Origin of the sequence: Variovorax ginsengisoli, assembly GCF_030486595.1 — a bacterium.
GTDB lineage: Bacteria > Pseudomonadota > Gammaproteobacteria > Burkholderiales > Burkholderiaceae_C > Variovorax > Variovorax ginsengisoli_B.
This window is the reverse complement of record NZ_JAUJZH010000003.1, coordinates 33,238-52,152: the sequence shown is the minus strand read 5'-3', so window position 1 is coordinate 52,152 and position 18,915 is coordinate 33,238. Positions and strand designations below refer to the sequence as shown.

10 protein-coding genes are annotated in these 18,915 nt (G+C 70.7%); 3 read left to right on the top strand and 7 right to left on the bottom strand.

Features of this window, described 5'->3' with window-relative positions:
- Nucleotides 1–3: 3 nt before the first annotated feature.
- The 5 genes from QZH52_RS04880 to hemC all read right to left on the bottom strand — a co-directional run bounded on the left by QZH52_RS04880 (nt 4) and on the right by hemC (nt 5,513).
- Entirely contained in the window at nt 4–1,260 is a 1,257-nt protein-coding gene (locus QZH52_RS04880) for a polysaccharide biosynthesis/export family protein (RefSeq protein WP_301804742.1), read from the bottom strand.
- Between the two features lie 164 nt (nt 1,261–1,424).
- Nucleotides 1,425–2,708: a heme biosynthesis protein HemY gene (locus tag QZH52_RS04875; protein ID WP_301804739.1), complete on the bottom strand. Its 1,284-nt coding sequence runs from the start codon at nt 2,706–2,708 to the stop codon at nt 1,425–1,427.
- 15 nt (nt 2,709–2,723) lie between these two features.
- Entirely contained in the window at nt 2,724–3,803 is a 1,080-nt protein-coding gene (locus QZH52_RS04870; protein ID WP_286536936.1) for a uroporphyrinogen-III C-methyltransferase, read from the bottom strand.
- Nucleotides 3,800–4,558: a uroporphyrinogen-III synthase gene (locus QZH52_RS04865; protein WP_301804732.1), complete on the bottom strand. Its 759-nt coding sequence runs from the start codon at nt 4,556–4,558 to the stop codon at nt 3,800–3,802. Before QZH52_RS04865 ends, QZH52_RS04870 begins: the two co-directional genes overlap by 4 nt.
- Nucleotides 4,559–4,577: 19 nt before the next feature.
- Complete coding sequence (gene hemC, locus QZH52_RS04860; protein ID WP_301804729.1) at nt 4,578–5,513, bottom strand: hydroxymethylbilane synthase; 936 nt, start codon at nt 5,511–5,513, stop codon at nt 4,578–4,580.
- A 52-nt stretch (nt 5,514–5,565) separates the two neighbouring features.
- On the opposite strand from hemC, the gene ppc reads away from it, so the two are divergent.
- The 3 genes from ppc (at nt 5,566) to QZH52_RS04845 (ending at nt 16,952) form a co-directional block, all read left to right on the top strand.
- Nucleotides 5,566–8,412 (top strand): phosphoenolpyruvate carboxylase, encoded by a 2,847-nt coding sequence (gene ppc, locus QZH52_RS04855; RefSeq protein ID WP_301804727.1) that lies wholly within the window; start codon nt 5,566–5,568, stop codon nt 8,410–8,412.
- A gap of 153 nt (nt 8,413–8,565) precedes the next feature.
- Entirely contained in the window at nt 8,566–8,784 is a 219-nt protein-coding gene (locus QZH52_RS04850; protein ID WP_301804725.1) for a hypothetical protein, read from the top strand.
- Complete coding sequence (locus QZH52_RS04845; protein WP_301804720.1) at nt 8,781–16,952, top strand: glycoside hydrolase family 94 protein; 8,172 nt, start codon at nt 8,781–8,783, stop codon at nt 16,950–16,952. The genes QZH52_RS04850 and QZH52_RS04845 overlap by 4 nt, the downstream gene beginning before the upstream one ends.
- A gap of 21 nt (nt 16,953–16,973) precedes the next feature.
- Here QZH52_RS04845 and QZH52_RS04840 read toward each other — a convergent pair whose 3' ends face one another.
- Together QZH52_RS04840 and QZH52_RS04835 are read right to left on the bottom strand one after the other, a co-directional pair.
- Nucleotides 16,974–18,167 carry an AI-2E family transporter gene (locus tag QZH52_RS04840; protein ID WP_436411539.1) on the bottom strand — a complete coding sequence of 398 codons (1,194 nt, stop codon included), beginning with the start codon at nt 18,165–18,167 and terminating at the stop codon, nt 16,974–16,976.
- Complete coding sequence (locus tag QZH52_RS04835; RefSeq protein WP_301804718.1) at nt 18,164–18,913, bottom strand: LytR/AlgR family response regulator transcription factor; 750 nt, start codon at nt 18,911–18,913, stop codon at nt 18,164–18,166. Before QZH52_RS04835 ends, QZH52_RS04840 begins: the two co-directional genes overlap by 4 nt.
- Between the last annotated feature and the right edge of the window lie 2 nt (nt 18,914–18,915).

The window sequence follows — 18,915 nt, the reverse complement described above, 5'->3', positions numbered from 1 at the left end:
CCGCTATCGAGTCCCGGAGGTGGTGCCGCCGCGATAGAGATACGAATACCCGTACGCGGTCGTCGGCAGGATCAGGTTCAGCACCCGGTTCCACTGCACCAGCGGCACCGGATCGACATAGACCACGTCCTTCGGCCGGAGGGCGAAGCCATCGGCCATGGCGATGGCCGTCGGCGTGCGTGCGTTGAGATGGAAGATCGACTGGCCGCCCTTCGCTTCGTTGCGAATCACATAGATCTGCAGCGGATTGGCCGTGGTCAGATTGACGCCGCCCACCTCGATCAAGGCATCGCTCAGGCTGAGCCGGCCATTGCGCATCAGGACGCCCATTTGATTCGTCACCTCACCCATCACCACGACCTTGCTTTCTTCGCGGCTGCGCACGTACAGCATGTCGCCCGGCTTCAGGGGAATGCGGCTGGGGTCGATGCCGGCATCCGCCATCGCCAGCAGATTGAGCTGCGTCATCTTGCCGTCGCGCGTGAGCATGACGGCGGAGCGGTCGCCGTTGGGAGACACGCCGCCGGCGCGGTTGAGCGCCTCCGCGAGCGTCATCGGGATGTCGCTGAACAGCATCAGGCCCGGTGTCCGGATTTCACCGTCCATGTAGGCTCGCTTGCTACGGAAGGCGTTGACGCGAACGCTCAGCTGCGGGTCCCGGAAGACGCGCGACAGGCGCTTGACGAGGGCTGCTTCCACCTCCTCGATGGTCATGCCCGTAACGACTAACGAGCCGGCATATGGAAAGCTCAACTGGCCCGTCGTCGACACGATGTAGCCGGGCGCAGCAGCGACGCTGGCGCCATCACCCCCGGCATTTGCAGGGGCAGGGGCGGCGCCCGAACTGTAGGAAATCTCCGGATGGTCCAGGACCGCGATGCCCAGCACGTCGCCGGGCCCGATCCGGTACGGGCCGGTTTCGCCGACCAGCTTCATCACTTCGGGGCCGAGCGTCGTTGCTTGAGTGGCCGCGCGTTGAGCCCGGATCAGTTCGGGCGTGATTTCGGTCAAGGCACCCGCTGGCGGCGGGTCGATATCGGCAGTGGAGAAGCCCGAAGGCGACACAGCTGCCGCAGCATCGTTGCTCGCTGAACTGAAGCCCGGCGCCAGCGGCGCGCAGCCTTGAACCAGCAAGCCCACCGAAGCCAGCAGCGCGACATGTAGTAAAAAATGCTTCAAGTGCAGCTCCGCATCGTGACCCTGGAATGAATACTTTTGCAAACAGTTACGACTGTACATCAGTATGGGCGCTGGTTTCAAACCCTTCGTCGGCTTAGAGCTTAAGTCAGAGAAATTGTCCTACACGATGCCCAAATAGCACGATTGCGGGCGTTTTCCAAGCCGGTACGATCTTGCAACGCAGCAAGACCCGGTTTTGCGTGCTATTGATTCAATAGCAGCAGAACCAACAGCAGCACGCCCGCTCAGGGACTCTCTGTTTGGGCCGCACGTTTCCAGGCGGCCGATGCCTGGTCAGCGTCGTCGCGCGCTTCGGCCAGCTGCGCCAGCGCCTGCCATGCCCTGCGATGTAGGCTGGTGTCCTGCAGGGCCAATCCGGCCTGCGTGAGCAGCTGTTGCGCCTTGCCCCACAGCTGGCGCTTCATGCAGGCCATGCCGGCCAGGTACTGCAGGTTGGCATCGCGCGGGTTGTTCCGCTGCGCGGCTTCGATGCGGGCCAGCCAGTCGGCATCGACCGAGTCGAGGCCGGCTTCGAGCGCACGGACCAGTTTCACGCGCAAGGATTCGCCCAGGCCCTGCGGATGCTGGACCATGCGCTCCCAGACCGGCAGCAGCCAGGCCCGCGCCAAGGTCAGGTCGCCGCGCAGCGCCACCATGCGCTGGGCCGCATGGATGGCGATCTCGGGCATCTCTCGCTCCGAGGGTTCGAACTCGCTCCAGGCGCGCAGCAACTGGGCCGGATCGTGGGCACCCGACAGCAGTTCGGTGGCGAGGCCGCGCACGATGCTCTGCGCCGCCGCCTCCGAGAAGGCCCGGTGCTTGGCCAGCAGGCGGGCGGTCTCGAGTGCTTCCAGCGTGCGCCGGTCCTGGCGCGCCGCCTTCAGGCGCAGCCGCAGTGCCAGCGTACGCCTCTGGGCGCCCTGCGGCAGCTCGCCGAGCCGCGCAAGGGCGGCCGGGGCATCGCGATCGTCGAGCGCCCAGCGGGCCGCGCGCAGCTGCACGCCTTCCCGCGTTTCGGGCGAGAGCTGCGGGCCGCGCTCGGCGCTCTCGTTGAGCGCCTGCTGCAGATGCGCATCGCGTGCCGGACGGTCCTGCAGCGATTGCGCGCTCTCGGCCGCCAGCAGGTGCGCGATCACGCGGACCTGCAGCGCCTGCGGCAGGCGGGCGTCGAGCGCGGCCAGCCGACGCTCCTGCGAAAGCGCCGCCTGGGCCGCCTTGCGGGCCCTGGAGAAGCGCCCGGCAAGCAACTGCGCCGCGGCATCGAGCAGCGCCGCATGCAGCGCACGCTCCTTTTGCTGCAGCCGCCACTGGCGCGCCTGCTTGGGCAGCGAGAACAGGGCGGCCAATCCGCGCAGCGCCAGGTGCAGCAGCACGAAGGCGGCGAACAACAGCAGCAGCACCAGGTTCAGCGACAGGTCGACCCGCCAGGGCGGCCAGAAGACCGTGATCGTGCCCTGGTTGTTGCCGGCGAACAGCGCCACCGCGGCGGCGATGCCGAACAGGGCCAGGAACCAGAGGGCGGCGCGCATGGCTTCGGGCCCGCCCTAGCGCCCTGCGGCCGCCGTGGCGAGCGCGGCCAGGGTCTCGTCGACCCGTGGCGGCTCGCTGGTGCGGATCTGCGCCTGCACCTGCTGCACCAGCGTGGCCGCGGCCTGGACCCGGCGCGAGGCCGGATCGAAGTAGCGGTTGATCGCCGCCGAGACGGTCGCCATCTCGCCGCGCGCCGTGTCGACCTGCCGCGACAGCAGCGCCAGCCGGGCGTTGAGCAGCTTGAGCTTGAGGTTCTCGCGCAGGAAGAAAGTCTGTTCGGGCGTCAGCAGCACCGCCTCGGGCCGCTCGATGCGCCCCACCCGCAGCAGCGAGCGGGCCTCGGTGCGCACCATCATCAGGAAGCGCTGCCACCAGGGTGCATTGGCCGGCAGCGGCTCGACCTGCAAGGTGTCGAGCCCGCCGCCGCGCGCCGCCACGGCGTTGAGCGCCGGCAGGTCGTCGACCATGCGCATCAGTTCGTCGAGCTTCTGGAGCGCTTCGCCGTTGTCGGCGCTGGCGCTGCTGCGCAGCCGGTCGGCGTCATGCTGCATGGCGCGCTGCAGCGGCGCCAGGCGCGGTTGCCCGGCCCGGGCGATGCGCGTGTCGCCGGCCTTGAGCGCGGCCAGCAGCGGCTGCACGTTGCCGGTGACCTGGGCCTGCTGCAGGGCCAGCCGCACGGCCGCCTCGATGTCGACCACGAGGTTCTCGTCGCGCGAGCGCGACAGGCTCTGCATCAGCTCCTCGAGCTGGGAGCGCTGCAGCGCCACCTCGCCGACCCGGGTCTCGGCCAGCGCCAGCCGGGCGGCCGTGTCGCGCACGACCTCCTGCGCCTGGCGCGCCAGGGTGCGGGCCTCCAGCGATTGCGCCAGCGCATCCGCGCTCTGGCGGGCCAGTTGCTCCTGCATGCCGCTGACCTTCTGCCACAGCGCGAGCGCCATCAGCAGGGCCACCACGGCCACCAGTGCCAGCAGGCCGAACGCGAGCCGCGACAGCAGCGCCGCCGCGGCCGAATGGCCGAGCGGCAACGCAGCCGGCACCGGCGCGCGCGATGCGGGTTCCGGCAAGGGCTCGTTGAAGACAGGCGCGTCGCTCATGCCAGGGATTCTATCGACGCGACCAAGGCCGACAGCGATGGACGCGAGACCTCCACGCGGCCGAAACCGGCGGCGCGCGCGGCTTCGGCGATGCGCTCGTGGGTGACCAGCGCACGGGCCTGCTGCCAGTCGGCGGCCGGCATCAGGCGGCACAGATTGGCGATCGCCTCCGAGCTGCTGAAGAGCCAGGCGGCGGCCCCGCTGACGCCCTCGGCCGCCAACCGGCGCTCGGCCTCGCCGAAGGGCGGCGGCAAGCGCCGGTAGGCGGCCACCGCATCGCAGGCGCCGCCCTGGGCCAGGATCTCGCGGGCCAGCCAGTCACGTCCCGTGGCCTGCCCTGTGGCATCGCCGCCGCGGACGATCAGGATCCGGATGCCCGGACGAACCTGGTCCGCCACGCGGGCCCAGAGCTGCTCGGAATCGAACTGCGCCGCATCGGCGGGCGGCGCGTCGATCGCCGCCGGCGGCACACCGGCCGCATGCAGCCCGCGCACGGTGCCGGGACCGGTGGCCCAGAAGCGCAGGCGCGCAGGCAGCGGCAGGTCGATGCCGCGAAAGAAGTGCTCGGCCGCCGCGGCGCTGACGAACATCAGCGCGTCGTAGCCCGACAGCCGCCGCCAGGCGGCCTGCAGCGGCGCGGGGTCTTCGAGCGGCGCGATCGCGATCAGGGGCAGCGCCACGGCGTCCACGCCGGCGGCGCGCAGGTCGTCCACCCAGCGCGCGGCTTCCGAGGCCGGTCGTGTGATCAGCAGCATGGACAAACCGAAAGAGGCCTCATCCCTGCAGCAGACGTGCCGCGGCCTCGCCCAGCGCCGTGGCCTGGGCCGCATCGGCGGCCTCGGCCACCAGTTGGGCCCGCACCAGCGGCGTCAGGCCTTCGGGGTCGCCCAGCGCGGCGTCGATGCGCAGGCGGCCGTCGGGCTGCCAGCGCGCGTGGGCCGCCAGCGGCATCGAGCAGCTGCCGCCCATCGTGCGGCTGACGGCGCGCTCGGCGGCGGTCGCGAGGCCGTCGCGGCGGCTGTCGAGGGGCGCCAGCAGCGCCAGCAGATCGGCCCGCTCGGTCCGGACCTCGATGCCGAGCGCACCCTGCCCCGCCGCCGGCAGCATCGTGTCGGGTTCGAAGCATTCGCGGATGCGGCTCTCCAGCGCCAACCGCTTGAGCCCGGCGGCGGCCAGCACGATGGCGTCGTACTGGCCCTCGTCGAGCTTGCGCAGCCGGGTGTCGAGATTGCCGCGCAGGGACTCGATGCGCAGGTCGGGCCTGAGCGCGCGCAGCAGCACCACGCGGCGCAGGCTGGAGGTGCCGACCACCGCACCCTGCGGCAACTCGGCGAGCGAGGCGTAGCGCGGCGACACCAGTGCATCGCGCGGGTCTTCGCGCTCGAGCACGCAGGCCAGCGCAAAGCCCTCGGGCAGGTCCATCGGCACGTCCTTGAGCGAATGCACCGCGATGTCGGCGCGCCCGTCTTCGAGCGCGGTTTCGAGTTCCTTGACGAACAGGCCCTTGCCGCCGACCTTGCTGAGCGAGCGGTCGAGGATCTGGTCGCCGCGGGTGGTCATGCCCAGCAGTTCGACCGTGTGGCCCTGTTCTTGCAGGAGCGCCTTGACGTGTTCGGCCTGCCACATGGCCAGGCGGCTTTCGCGCGTGGCGATCACGATGTTGCTCAAGACCGTTTTCCAAATGAGAAAGAGACCGGAGGATGCTAGCATGTTGCGCCGCAGCAACGTCGGCGCATCCCCAGTCCCCGAGGAGAAGTTTCGAATGAAGACGAGCCCCGCACCGGTTGCCGCGAAGCGCCGGACCCGAGACGAAGACCTGCCGCTGATTGCCGACATCCGGCTCCTCGGGCGCATCCTGGGCGATGTGATCCGCGAACAGGAAGGCGACGAGAGCTACGCGCTGGTCGAGAAGATCCGCACCCTGTCGGTGGCCTTCCGGCGCGATGCCGACCATGCCGCGGACCGGGCCCTGAAGAACCTGCTGAAAGGGCTCAGCGCGGCGGAGACCGTGAGCGTGATCCGCGCCTTCACCTACTTCAGCCACCTGGCCAACCTGGCCGAGGACCGGCACCAGATCCGCCGCCGCACCGAGGCCGAGCGTGCGGGCGAGAGCGCCGAGGGCAGCCTGGAGACGGCGCTGGCGCGCATCCGCAAGGCCGGCATCAAGCCCGAGGCGGTGGTCGAGTCGCTGGCCCACAGCTATGTCTCGCCGGTGCTCACGGCGCACCCGACCGAAGTGCAGCGCAAGAGCATCCTGGACGCCGAGCGCGCCATCGCGCAGCTGCTCACGGCGCGCGACGAGATCGCGCTGCGTCAGCGCGCCTTCGCCGGAAGCAAGGACGCGTTGACGCCCATCGAGTACGCCGACAACGAACGCCAGATGCGCACCCGCGTGACCCAGCTGTGGCAGACGCGCCTGCTGCGCTTTTCGAAGCTCACCGTGGCCGACGAGATCGAGAACGCGCTGAGCTACTACGAGGCCACCTTCCTGCGCGAGATTCCGCGCGTCTATGCCGAGCTCGAGAAGGCCCTGGCCCATGGCAGCAGCGTGCCTGCGGTGGCGCCGTTCCTGCGCATGGGCCAGTGGATCGGCGGCGATCGCGACGGCAATCCCAACGTGACCGCCGAGACCCTCGAATACGCCCTCAAGCGCCAGAGCGAACTGGCGCTGCGCCACTACCTGACCGAACTGCACTACCTCGGCGGCGAACTGTCGCTGTCGGCCGGACTGGTCGACGTCTCGATCGAGATGCAGGCGCTGGCCGAGCGCTCGCCCGACAAGAACGAACACCGGGTCGACGAGCCCTACCGCCGGGCGCTGACCGGCATGTACGCGCGACTCGCCGCCACCTTGCGCGAGCTCACGGGCGGCGAGGCCGCGCGCCACGCGGTGCGGCCGCAGAACCCCTACGCCACGGCCGAGGAACTGCTGGCCGACCTGCACACCATCGAGGAGTCGCTGGCCGACAAGCACGGCAGCGTGCTCGCCGCGCCGCGCCTGCATCCGCTGATCCGGGCGGTCGAGGTGTTCGGCTTCCACCTGGCGACCGTCGACCTGCGCCAGAGCTCCGACAAGCACGAGGCGGTGGTGGCCGAGCTGCTGGCCACCGCACGCATCGAGCCCGCCTACGCCGCGCTGTCCGAAGAGGACAAGCAGGCGCTGCTGCTGCGCCTGCTCGACGACGCCCGGCCGCTGCGCGTGCCCGACGCCGACTACTCCGCGCTCGCCAGGAGCGAGCTCGCGATCTTCGCCGCCGCCCGCACCGCGCGGGCGCGCTTCGGTGCCGCGGCGATCCGCCACTACATCATCAGCCACACCGAGACGGTGAGCGACCTGCTCGAGGCGCTGCTGCTCCAGAAGGAAGTGGGCCTGCTGCGCGGCACGCTCGCCGGCAACGCCACCAGCGACCTGATCGTGGTGCCGCTGTTCGAGACCATCGAGGACTTGCGCAACGCGGCGCCGATCGTGCGCGCCTTCTACGCATTGCCGGGCATCCACGCGCTGATCCAGCGCTCGGGCGCCGAGCAGGACGTGATGCTGGGCTACAGCGACAGCAACAAGGACGGCGGCATCTTCACCAGCAACTGGGAGCTGTACCGCGCGGGGCTGGCGCTGGTGGCGCTGTTCGACGACCTCAATGCGCACAGTGGCGTGGCGATCCGCCTGCGCATGTTCCACGGCCGCGGCGGCACCGTGGGGCGCGGCGGCGGTCCGAGCTACCAGGCGATCCTCGCGCAGCCGCCGGGCACGGTGCGCGGCCAGATCCGGCTGACCGAACAGGGCGAGGTGATCGGCTCGAAGTACGCGAACAGCGAGATCGGCCGCCGCAACCTCGAGACGCTGGTGGCCGCGACGCTCGAGGCCACGCTGCTGCCAACCGCCAAGGCCGCGCCCGCCACCTTCGTCGCCGCAGCGGCCGAACTGTCGGCGGCCAGCATGGCCGCCTACCGCGCACTGGTCTACGACACACCCGGCTTCGGCGACTACTTCTTCAGCGCCACGCCGATCCGCGAGATCGCCGAACTCAACATCGGCTCACGCCCGGCCTCGCGCAATCCGAGCCGCAGCATCGAGGACCTGCGCGCCGTACCCTGGAGCTTCAGCTGGGGCCAGTGCCGCCTGACGCTGCCCGGCTGGTATGGCTTCGGCTCGGCGATCGAGCGCTTCCTCGCGCAGGCGGCCAACCCGGCCGCGCGCAAGGAACGCCAGGCGCTGCTGCAGCGCATGTACGCCCAATGGCCCTTCTTTCGCACCTTGCTGTCGAACATGGACATGGTGCTGGCCAAGAGCGACCTGGCCCTGGCCTCGCGCTACTCGGAGCTGGTGGCCGAGAAGAAGCTGCGGCAGAAGGTGTTCTCGATGATCGAGGCCGAATGGCACCGCACCTCCGACGCGCTGACGCTGATCACCGGCGCCAAGCAGCGCCTGGAAGGCAACGCCGACATGCAGCGTTCGATCCGGCACCGCTTCCCCTACATCGATCCGCTGCACCACCTGCAGGTCGAGCTGATGCGCCGCTACCGCGCGGGCCAGGTCGACGAGCGGCTGCAGAAGGGCATCCACATGTCGATCAACGGGGTAGCGGCGGGCCTGCGCAACACCGGCTGAACCGGCGCGAGCGGGCACTGTCCGCGATCTCCTACACCCGTTCCCGGCCAAGCGGAAAAGAAAGGCCATGGCATAGGGAGTACCCTGACCCCCACGTTCACAGCTCTCGCAATCGCGCGGCGGCTTCAGGGTCGTTCACAGGAAAACTCCGCCATGTCATCCCCGCAATCGCTTGTCCGTTCCCCGATCGACTTCGTCAGCGGCGACTTCGACGCGCTGGCTTCGCACATGCGGCATTGCGCACGGGCCCAGGGACGATGGTTCGCGGTCCGCAGCCATCTGCAGCAGGTGCGATCCGTCGCCGCTGGCCGCATCGTGACGATGGCCTGTGTGGCCGGCGTGCTCGCCATCGGACTGTTCGCCTTCGCTTGAGCGCCGCGGCGGTCGTCGACCGGCTCGACACCCTCAGCCAGTACGCACGCGCGCTCCTCCTCGGGCCGCACGAGCCGGTCGAAGCGCCGATCCGCGCCGAGCTGTTCGGCGCCCAGCGCTTCGCGCAGCACGGCCACAGCCTGGCGCGGGCGCAGGTGGTGCAGTCCGCGGACGCGCGCGGCGACGGCAATCCTTTCTTTCCGCGGGTCGACAAGAACCTCGAGTCGCTGCGCAGCGCCTACGACTACATCGCGCTGATCTCGCAGAGCGGGCGCTATGTGTCGCCGGCGGCCGAATGGCTGCTCGACAACTTCCACCTGGTCGAGGCGCAGCTGCAGCAGATCCGCGAAGGCGTGCCGCGGCGCTACTACGCGCGCTTGCCGAAGCTCGCGGCGCCGCCGCTGGCCGGGCTGCCGCGTGTCTACGGGATCGCCTGGGCCTACGTGGCGCACACCGATAGCGTCCTCAACAAGACGCTGTTCACGGCTTTCCTGGATGCCTACCAGGACATCGACGAGCTCACGCTCGGCGAACTCTGGGCGCTGCCGACCACGCTGCGCGTGGTGCTGCTCGAGAACCTGCGCCGGGTCGCCGAAAGCATCGCCGAGAACAAGGTCGCGCGCGAAGTGGCGCACGCGGCCTGGGACGCGGCCGATTCGCTGTCGTCGCACGAACTCGACGTGCTGTATCGCGCACTGCAGAGCCGCGGCATGCAGGACAGCTACCTGACCCAGCTCTGGCAACGGCTGCCGGTCGAGCAGGGCGAGCATCCGCCCGCGCTCGTCAAGTGGTGCGAGCAGCACTGCCCGAACGGGCCGGCGCTGATCGCCGACGCCCAATCCGCGCAGGCGGCGGCCAACCTCACGGTCGGCAACATCATCACGACGCTGCGCATGATCGGCCAGGTCGACTGGGCCGATCTGATCGAGCCCGTGAGCCGCTCGCTGCGGGTGCTGCGCGAGCTGCCGAGCTTCGGCCGCGAGAGCGAACTCACGCGCCAGCAGATCACGCAGGCGATGGAACAGGTGGCGCGCAGCACCAGACAAACGGAGCGCGAGGTGGCGCAGGCCGTGGTCGGACTGGCGCTGCAGGCCGCCGCCGATGCCGACGTCGCAGACCTCGCGCAGCCGGCCCGCGGGTCGAGCGCCGAACGGACGGCCGGCTACTACCTGTTCGGCCAAGGCCGCCCGGAACTGGTCGCCGCGCTCGCACCGGCACGCAGCGATGACAAGGCCGCGGCGGTGCGGCACCGCCGCCAGCCCGGCAGCAACTGGCGCCTGGCGCTCTACCTGGCGGCCATCGCCACCGGCACCTCGCTGCTGCTGGCCGCCGCGGTCCACGGCCTGAACCGCAACGGCTGGCCCGACGCCGGCTGGACCTCGGTGGTGGCGCTGGTGCTGCTCGCCTGGCCGCTGTCCGAAGCGGTGATCGCGCTGGTGCACCGCATCGTCGCGGAATCGACCCGGGTCCGGGCCCTCCCAAGGCTCGAATTCGCCGACGGCATTCCGCCGGCGCACCGCGTGCTGGTCGTGGTGCCTTCGATGCTGAGCTCGATCGAGGCGAACGCGCAACTGGCCCGGCGGCTCGAGCTGCACTGGCTCGCCAACCGCGAAGACCAGGCCCAGTTCGCGCTGCTCACCGACTGGGCCGATGCCGACCAAGCGTCGATGCCCGGCGATTCGCTGCTGCTGGACGACGCCCTGCGCCGGATCGGCGCGCTCAACGACACCTATCCCGGCGCCGGCGCGCGCTTCCTGCTGCTGCACCGGCCGCGCACCTGGTCCGAGACCGAGCAGCGGTGGATGGGCTGGGAGCGCAAGCGCGGCAAGCTCGAGATGCTGCTGCGCCTGCTGGCCACAGGCGACGCCAGCGGCTTCGTGGCGGAAGCCGGCGGCGCCGGGCTCGCCGACCGCATTCCTTACGTGATGACGCTCGACAGCGACACCGGCCTGCCCCCCGGTACGCTGCGCGAGTTGGTGGCGGTGGCGGCGCACCCGCTGAACGCGCCGCAGACCGACCCCGCCGGCCGGCGCGTCACGGCCGGCTTCGGCATCTTTCAGCCGCGCATCGTCACACCGTTCCCGGAGCGCGAAGAGCGCTCCCCGTTTCACTGGATGTTCGCCGGCCAGTGCGGCCTCGACCCCTACAGCAACAGCGCCTCCGACATCTACCAGGACGTCTTCGGCACCGGTTCCTTCACCGGCAAGGGGCTGCTCGACGTCCAGGCGGTGCACGCCACGCTCGACCGCCGGCTGCCCGACGGCGCGGTGCTGAGCCACGACCTGCTCGAAGGCACGGTGGCGCGCTGCGCCGTGGTGAGCGACCTGGTGCTGGTCGAGGACCATCCGCATCACGCCGGCGTGGCCGCCTCGCGCGTGCATCGCTGGACCCGCGGCGACTGGCAGCTGCTGCCGCTGATGCTGCGCCCGTGGCGCTTCGGCATCGACGCACTCGGGCTCTGGAAGATGAGCGACAACCTGCGACGCGCCCTGGTGGTGCCTGCCTCGGCGGCGCTGCTCGCCTGGGTCCTCTTCACGGACGCCCTGCCGCTGTCGTGGGCGTTCGCCGCCGTGGCATCGGCCCTGGTCCTCGGCCCCCTGCTCGGGGCGCTGGCGGGACTGGTGCCGACTCGGCGCTCGATCGAGCTGCCGCATTTCTTCGATATCGGCGGCACCGAACTGCTGCGCGCGATGGCCGGCGCGTGTTGGCAGTTCGTGCAGCTGGCGGCGCAGGCACGCCTGCTTCTGGACGCCAGCGCGCGGGCCGCATGGAGGCTGCTGGCCAGCCGGCGGCATCTGCTCGAATGGACCACTGCCGCCCAGGCCCAGGCGCAGGCACGCTACGCGTTGAGCGATTTCGTGCGCGGCTCGGCGCTCACCAGCGCAGCCTGCATCGCGCTCGCACTGGCATCGCTCCGGAGCCCGCACCCCTGGCTCGGAGCCTCGCTCTTCTCGCTGTGGGCGCTGGCCCCGCTGGCGGCCTGGTGGAGCAGCCGCACACCGACCGGTTCCGCCAGCGACCTCGAACCCGAGCACCAGCGCTATCTCGAGACATTGGCGCGCGACTGCTGGCGTTTCTTCGAGCATGTCGTCGGCCCCGACGACAATCACCTGCCGCCCGACAACCTGCAGCTCGAGCCCGAGCCGACCCTCGCGCACCGCACCTCGCCGACCAACATCGGCATGTACCTGCTGGCCTGCTGCTGCGCCCGGGAGTTCGGCTGGATCGGCACCCCGGCGCTGGCCGGGCGGCTGGCCGCCACGCTCGACGCCATCGACCGGCTCGACAAGCACCAGGGCCATCTCTACAACTGGTATGACACCCGGAACCTGCAGAAGCTGCCGCCGGCCTATGTGTCCAGTGTCGACAGCGGCAACCTCGCCGGCCACCTGATCGCCGTGGCACAGGCCTGCCGCGGCTTTTCCGCCGAAAGCAGCGACGCATCGGCAGCCGCGGCGCTCGAGGCGCTCGCCGGGCGCTGCGAGACCCTCTGCGCCGGGATGGACTTCAGCGGCCTCTACGACACCAAGCGCCACCTGTTCCACATCGGGCTGCGGGTCGACGACAACCTGCTCGATGCCAGCTACTACGACCTGCTGGCCTCCGAGGCGCGCCTGCTGAGCTTCCTCGCGATCGCCAAGGGCGACGTGCCGCGGCGCCACTGGATGGCGCTCGGGCGGCCGTTCCTGTCGGTCGGCGTGCTGCCGGGGCTCAAGTCCTGGTCGGGTTCGATGTTCGAGTACCTGATGCCCACGCTGGTGATGGCCGAGCCCGAGGGCGGGCTGCTCGAGGTCGCGATGCGCGCCGCCATCGGCGAGCAGCAGGTCTTCGGCAACGCCCAGGGCCTGCCCTGGGGCGTCTCCGAATCCGCCTACTTCGCGCAGGACCATTCGCTCGCCTACCAGTACTCGCCCTTCGGCGTGCCGCGGCTCGCGCTGCGCCGCACGCCGCCGGCCGACCGCGTGGTGGCGCCCTATGCCAGCGCGATGGCGGCGGCGATCGCGCCGGTCGACGCGGTCGCCAACCTGCGCCGGCTCGAATCGCTCGGGGCGCGCGGGGAGTTCGGCTTCTACGACGCGGTCGACTTCACGGTCTCGCGCCAGACCGAAGGCCAGGCCTTCACCGTGGTGCGCAACGTGATGGCGCATCACCAGGGCATGTCGCTGGTGGCCTTGTGCAACGCGGTGCGCGGCGGCGCCGCGCGGCGCTGGTTCGGGAGCGCGCCGCTGGTGCAGGCGCACGCCTCCCTGCTGCACGAGCGCACGCCGCGCCAGATCATCGGCAGCGCCGATCCGCGCACGCCGCCCGAGCCGGCCACCGGCGAGGCGGCGCCGGTGTTCCAGCCGCGCACGGTCGATCCCATGGGTGCCGGCTTCCAGCCGACCCACCTGCTGTCGAACGGCCGCTACACGGTGGCGCTGCGCGCCAACGGCGCCGGCGTCAGCCGCTGGCGTTCGTTCAACGTCAGCCGCTGGCGCGACGATCCGCTGCGCGACGGCTACGGCAGCTTCTTCTATGTGCGTGACACGCAGACCCACGCGCTGGCCTCGCTGACCGCGCTCCCGGCGCCTGGCCCCGGCTGGCGCTACGGCGCGCGCTTCCTGGCCGACCAGGTGCAGTTCGAAGCCAGCGGCCCGGGCCTGCAGGCGCGAACCACCGTGCTGATCAGCCCCGAGGACGACACCGAGCTGCGCACTGTCGAACTGCACAACACGGGCAGCGAGGCCCGCATCCTCGAACTGATCTCGTACTTCGAGCCGGTGCTGTCGAACCCGAAGGCGGACGAGGCCCATCCGGCCTTCGCCAACCTGTTCATCGAGAGCCGCTGGGAGCCGGGCTGGCGCGCACTGCTGATGGCACGCAAGCCGCGCCTGCACGGCGACCCGGTGGTGGCCGCCGCGCACTTCGTCGCCGCGGTCGATGCTCAGGTGCTGGCGGTGGACTGCATGACCGACCGCCGCGCCTTCATCGGGCGCAACCGCACGTTGGCCGAGCCCGCGCTCGACGCCCAGCCACTGGCCGCCGACGGCACGCCGGTCAACGGGCTCGACCCGATCGCCTGCTTGCGGGTCACGCTGTCGATCGCGCCGGGCGCCAGCGCGCGCCTGACCTTCGCGACCGCGGCCGGCGACAGCATCGAGGCGCTGATGCCCTGCATCGACCGCTACCTGCAGCCGATGCACGTGGAGCGCGCGACCCGGATGGCGGCCACCCTGGCGCAGGTGCGGCTGCGCGACCTCAGCATCGACCCGGCGAAGAACCTCGCGCTGCAGGACCTCACGACCATCCTGACCTACACCACGCCGCGCACCATGCGCGACCGCGGCCTGATCGACCTGCGCCAGATCTGGCGCTTCGGCATCTCGGGCGACAAGCCGATCGTTCTCGTGACGATCCATTCGATGGCCGGCAAGGGCCTGGTCGACACGCTGCTGCGGGCCCAGCCCTGGTGGGGCTTCGGCGGCGTCGCCTGCGACCTGGTGGTGATCAACGGCGAGCCCCATTCCTACCTGATGCCGCTGCAGCGCGACATCGAGGCACTGCGCAGCCGGGTCGCGCAGCAGACTCAGAACAGCTTCCCGCGCAACGATGCGGCCGGCTTCTACCTGCTGCGCGACGCCGAACTGACGCCGGCCGAGAAGGCCGCGCTATCGAGCCTGGCGCGGGCCGTCTTCACGGCCGACGGACGCACCCTGGAGTCCCAGGTGGCGGCGCTGCGCGAGTCGGCGGGCCCGCCCTCCGAAGGCGCGGTGGCGAGCCCGCCGCTGGCGATCGCCCGGCTTCCCGCGATGGCCCACGTGGCCGACGCGGCGACAGCGCCGCAGGGCGCCTTCGATGCGCAGAGCGGGGAATTCCGCTTCGAGGTCGACGTCAATCGCCGCACCGCGCGGCCCTGGGTCAATGTCATTGCCAACCCGAACTTCGGCTTCCAGGTCTCCGAAGCAGGCACCGGCTACACCTGGGCCGGCAACAGCCGCCTGCACCAGGTCACGCCCTGGTCCAACGATCCGGTCCAGGACCCGGCCTTCGAGCACTACCTGCTGCAGGACCTCGACAGCCGCGAACTGCTGCCGCTGACGCCGGCCGGCCGGGGCGGCGCCGCGGCCAGGCATCGCGTGCGGCACGGCCAGGGCTACACGGTGTTCGAATGCCTGCACCGCAACGTGGTGCTCGAGACCACCTTCTTCGCCGATCGCGAGGAGCGCATCAAGGGGGTCCACGTGAAGGTGCGCAACGAAGGCGTCGGCGCGCGCCGGCTGCGCGCCGTCGCGATGGTCGAGTGGCAGCTCGGCGCGGCCCGCGGCGAACGGCGCACGGTCCACACCTGGAAGCCCGAAGACCTGCCCGCTGTGTTCGGTCAGCAGCGCGAATCGAGTGCCGGCTTCGGCGGCAGCAGCGGCTTTGTCGCCATCGCCGGCCTCGGCGGGGCCACCCAATGGACCAGCGACCGCAGCGAGTTCTTCGCCGGGCGCGGCAGCATCGAGCTGCCCGACAGCCTGGCCGGGCGAGCCGGCAGCGGCCTCGATGCCTGCGCGGCGGTGGCCGGCGAGTTCAGCCTGGCGGCCGGCGCCAGCGCCAGCTTCTGCTTCATGCTGGGACATGCCGACAGCGCCGAAGCGGCCGTCGACATGGCGCGGCGCTGGCAGCAGCGCGACATCGGCGAAGCGCTGGCGCAGGCGCGCGGCTTCTGGGACGAACTGCTGGGCCGGCTGCAGGTGAGCACCCCCGACCCGTTGTTCGACGCCATGGTCAACCGCTGGCTGGTCTACCAGACGCTGTCCTGCCGCCTCTGGGCCAAGGCGGGCTTCTACCAGGCCGGCGGCGCCTTCGGCTTCCGCGACCAGTTGCAGGACGCGATGGCCTTCGCGCTGACCGACCCGCTGCGCCTGCGCGAGCAGATCCTCGTCAACGCGGCGCGGCAATTCCCCGAGGGCGACGTCCAGCACTGGTGGCACATGCCCGGCGGCGCCGGCGTGCGCACGCATTTCTCGGACGACCTGCTGTGGCTGCCCTTCGCCGCCGCCCACTACGTGGAAGTCAGTGCGGACCGATCCCTGCTCGACGAGCGCGTGTCATTTCTCGACGGCCCGGCGATCCCCGAGGGTGCCGAGGACGCCTACTACCCGCCGCGCACCAGCGAGCAGAACGCGAGCGTATACGAGCACGGCGCCCGCGCGATCGACAAGAGCCTCGCGACCGGCCTGCACGGGCTGCCGCTGATGGGCACCGGCGACTGGAACGACGGCATGAACCGGGTCGGCCACGAAGGCCGCGGCGAGTCGGTCTGGCTGGCCTGGTTCCTGTGCAGCGTGGTCGAGCGCTTCGCCCCCTTCGCGCTGGCACGCGGCGAGGGCGAGCGCGCGAAGCGCTGGCTGGCCGCCCGGCAGGGGTGGATCGCCGCGCTGCACGACGCCGGCTGGGATGGCGCCTGGTTCCGGCGCGCCTTCTTCGACAACGGCGCGCCGCTCGGCTCGTCGATCAACGACGAATGCGCGATCGACCTGATCGCGCAGGCCTGGTCGGTGCTCTCCAACGCCTCGGACCCGACGCACACGGGGGCGGCCCTGGCGTCGATGAAGTCGCATCTGCACGACGAACGCCTCGGCCTGATGCGGCTGCTGGACCCGCCGCTCGCGCATTCGCCGAACAACCCGGGGTACATCCAGGCCTACCCGCCCGGCGTGCGCGAGAACGGCGGCCAGTACGCGCACGCCGCCGTGTGGGCGCTCATGGCGCAGGCCCTGGACGGCGACACCGAAGGCGCATGGAAGACCTTCGAGGGACTGAGCCCCGCGCACCGCGCGCGCCATCCGGAGCGCGGCCCGCTCTACGAGATCGAGCCCTACGTGATGGCGGGCGACATCTACAGCGCCGCACCTTACGCAGGACGGGGCGGCTGGAGCTGGTACACGGGCTCGGCCGCATGGCTGCACCGGGCGGCGGTCGAGACGCTGCTGGGCCTCTCGGTGCGCGGCGACCAGCTCGCACTGACGCCGCGCGTGCCGGCCCACTGGCCGGGTTTCGAGATCGCGCTGCAGTTGGCCGGCAAGCGATTCACGCTGCGGTTCGGAGACGCGGGAAGCACACCGGCGACGCACCGGGCGGCGATCGGCGAATGGGTGATCTGGCGGATGTGGCCGCAGGACGCGATCGTGCAGATCGGCTGATCGGCTGAGGCCGCACCCGGCTCAATCCCCCAGCAGTTCCCCGATCGGCTCCAGGTCTTCGACGTGGTCGCAGACCGCCTTGACGACCATCATGATCGGGATGCCCAGCAGCAGGCCCCAGATGCCCCACAGCCAGCCCCAGAAGATCACGCCGACGAACACCGCCACCGGGTTCATCCGGCTGGTCTTGCTGGTGAGGAAAGGCACCAGCAGGTTGCCGATCAGCGTGTGAATGACCAGCGAGGTGCCGCCGACCAGCAGTGCCATCTCGATGCCGTTGAACTGCAGGAAGGCGACCAGTCCGGCGGTGGCCATCACGATCACCGAGCCGATGTAGGGAATCAGGTTGGTGACCGCGGCCACGATGCCCCAGACCGCCGCGTTCTCGAGGCCGATCGCCCAGAACGCGAGGCCGGTGGCGACGCCCACCATGGCGCTGGTGAGGATCTGCACCAGCAGGTAGCGCTCGATATGGCCCGTGATGTCGTCGAGCACATGGACCGTGATCTTCTTCTTCTGCAGGCTGGGCCCCGTGATCTTGACCAGCTTGCGGCGGAAGGTGTCGCCGCTGCCGAGCGCGAAGAAAGTCAGGAAGGCCACCAGCGTGAGCTGGCCGGCGGCGCCGATCAGCCCGACTGTGCCGCTCCACAGGTAGTCGCGCACGTTGAAGGACGGCCGCTCGATCATCACCCGCGCCACGCCCTTGCGCGAAGCCACCTTGGCCGAGTTCTCCTCGGCCGCCTGCTCGAGCTGCGCCGCGGCCTTCTGGACGGTGTCGAGCGTGCTGGGATCGGCGCCGCGGGCGTCGGTGCGCATCGCGAGGCGCAGCTTCTGCGCCGCGAGGGGCAGCGAATCGACCAGCGCGCCGGCATTGCCGGCCAGCGTGTAGCCGGTCCAGCCGAAGGCACCGCCGAGGCCGAGCAGGATCACGGCGGCGCCGATCCAGCGCGAGACCTTCCAGCGTTCGAGCCGGTCGACCAGCGGTGCCAGTGCGTAGGTCAGCATGAGGCTCACCAGCAGCGGGATGAAGACCGCCGCCGCCCAGCGCAGCGCGAAGACGCTGGCCAGCACCGCCAGCACCACCAGCGAGGCGCTTCGGACGTCGACCGGCATGTGCAGCATCAGGCGGTCAGGCTCCTGGGCTTCGGCCGCCACGACGGGTTCGGGGGTAACGGGTTCGGGGGTAACGGGTTCGGGGGTAACGGGCTCGGTCACCGGGCGTCCCTCAGTGCTTCGCGCACGCTCGACAACTGGCGCCGCGACACCATCACAGGCTCGGGAATGCCGTCGAGCCGCAGCGCCCACCCTTCGGCGTCCTCCCCGTCGTCGTATTTCTCGAGGGTGCGGATGGCCGCGCGGGCCACCAGCGCGTTGCGATGGACCCGGACGAAGCGGGCCGGGTAGCGCTCCTCGAGCTCGGCCAGCGAACCGTCGAAGATGTGGCTGCGCGAGGCGGTCCGCACCGTCAGGTACTTGAGCTCCGACTTGAGATAGAGGATTTCCGACAGCGGCACCCGCTCGGTGCGCCCGCGGTCCTGGATCAGCAGCACGTCCTGCGGCTCGGCGACCGGCGACCGCCGCTCCTTCAGGTAGCGCTCGGCCTTCTGCAGCGCCTGCTGCAGGCGTTCGGCGCGCACCGGCTTGGTCAGGTAGTCGACGGCCTCGAGCTCGAAGGCGGTGACCGCGTGGGCCGCATAGGCGGTCACGAACACCACTGCCGGCGCTGCCGGCCGGGCCCGGATCCGGCGCGCCAGCTCGAGCCCGTCGAGGCCCGGCATGTGGATGTCCAGCAGCACCAGGTCGAAGCGGGCGCGGGCCAACTGGTCGAGGGCGCCTTCGCCATGCGCCGCCTCGGCCACGACTTCGGCCGGCGGCGACTGGCAGTCGGCCAGAAGGTTGCGCAGGCGCGAGCGCGCCAGCGATTCGTCGTCGACGATGAGGGTGCGAAGTGGGGGCGACATGC

Coding starts and splice junctions, on each gene's coding strand:
- QZH52_RS04875 (WP_301804739.1), bottom strand. CDS start 2,708: ATGCGCGCCGCCCTCTGGTTCCTGGCCCTGTTCGGCATCGCCGCCGCG.
- QZH52_RS04870 (WP_286536936.1), bottom strand. CDS start 3,803: ATGAGCGACGCGCCTGTCTTCAACGAGCCCTTGCCGGAACCCGCATCG.
- QZH52_RS04865 (WP_301804732.1), bottom strand. CDS start 4,558: ATGCTGCTGATCACACGACCGGCCTCGGAAGCCGCGCGCTGGGTGGAC.
- hemC (WP_301804729.1), bottom strand. CDS start 5,513: ATGCTAGCATCCTCCGGTCTCTTTCTCATTTGGAAAACGGTCTTGAGC.
- ppc (WP_301804727.1), top strand. CDS start 5,566: ATGAAGACGAGCCCCGCACCGGTTGCCGCGAAGCGCCGGACCCGAGAC.
- QZH52_RS04850 (WP_301804725.1), top strand. CDS start 8,566: ATGTCATCCCCGCAATCGCTTGTCCGTTCCCCGATCGACTTCGTCAGC.
- QZH52_RS04835 (WP_301804718.1), bottom strand. CDS start 18,913: ATGTCGCCCCCACTTCGCACCCTCATCGTCGACGACGAATCGCTGGCG.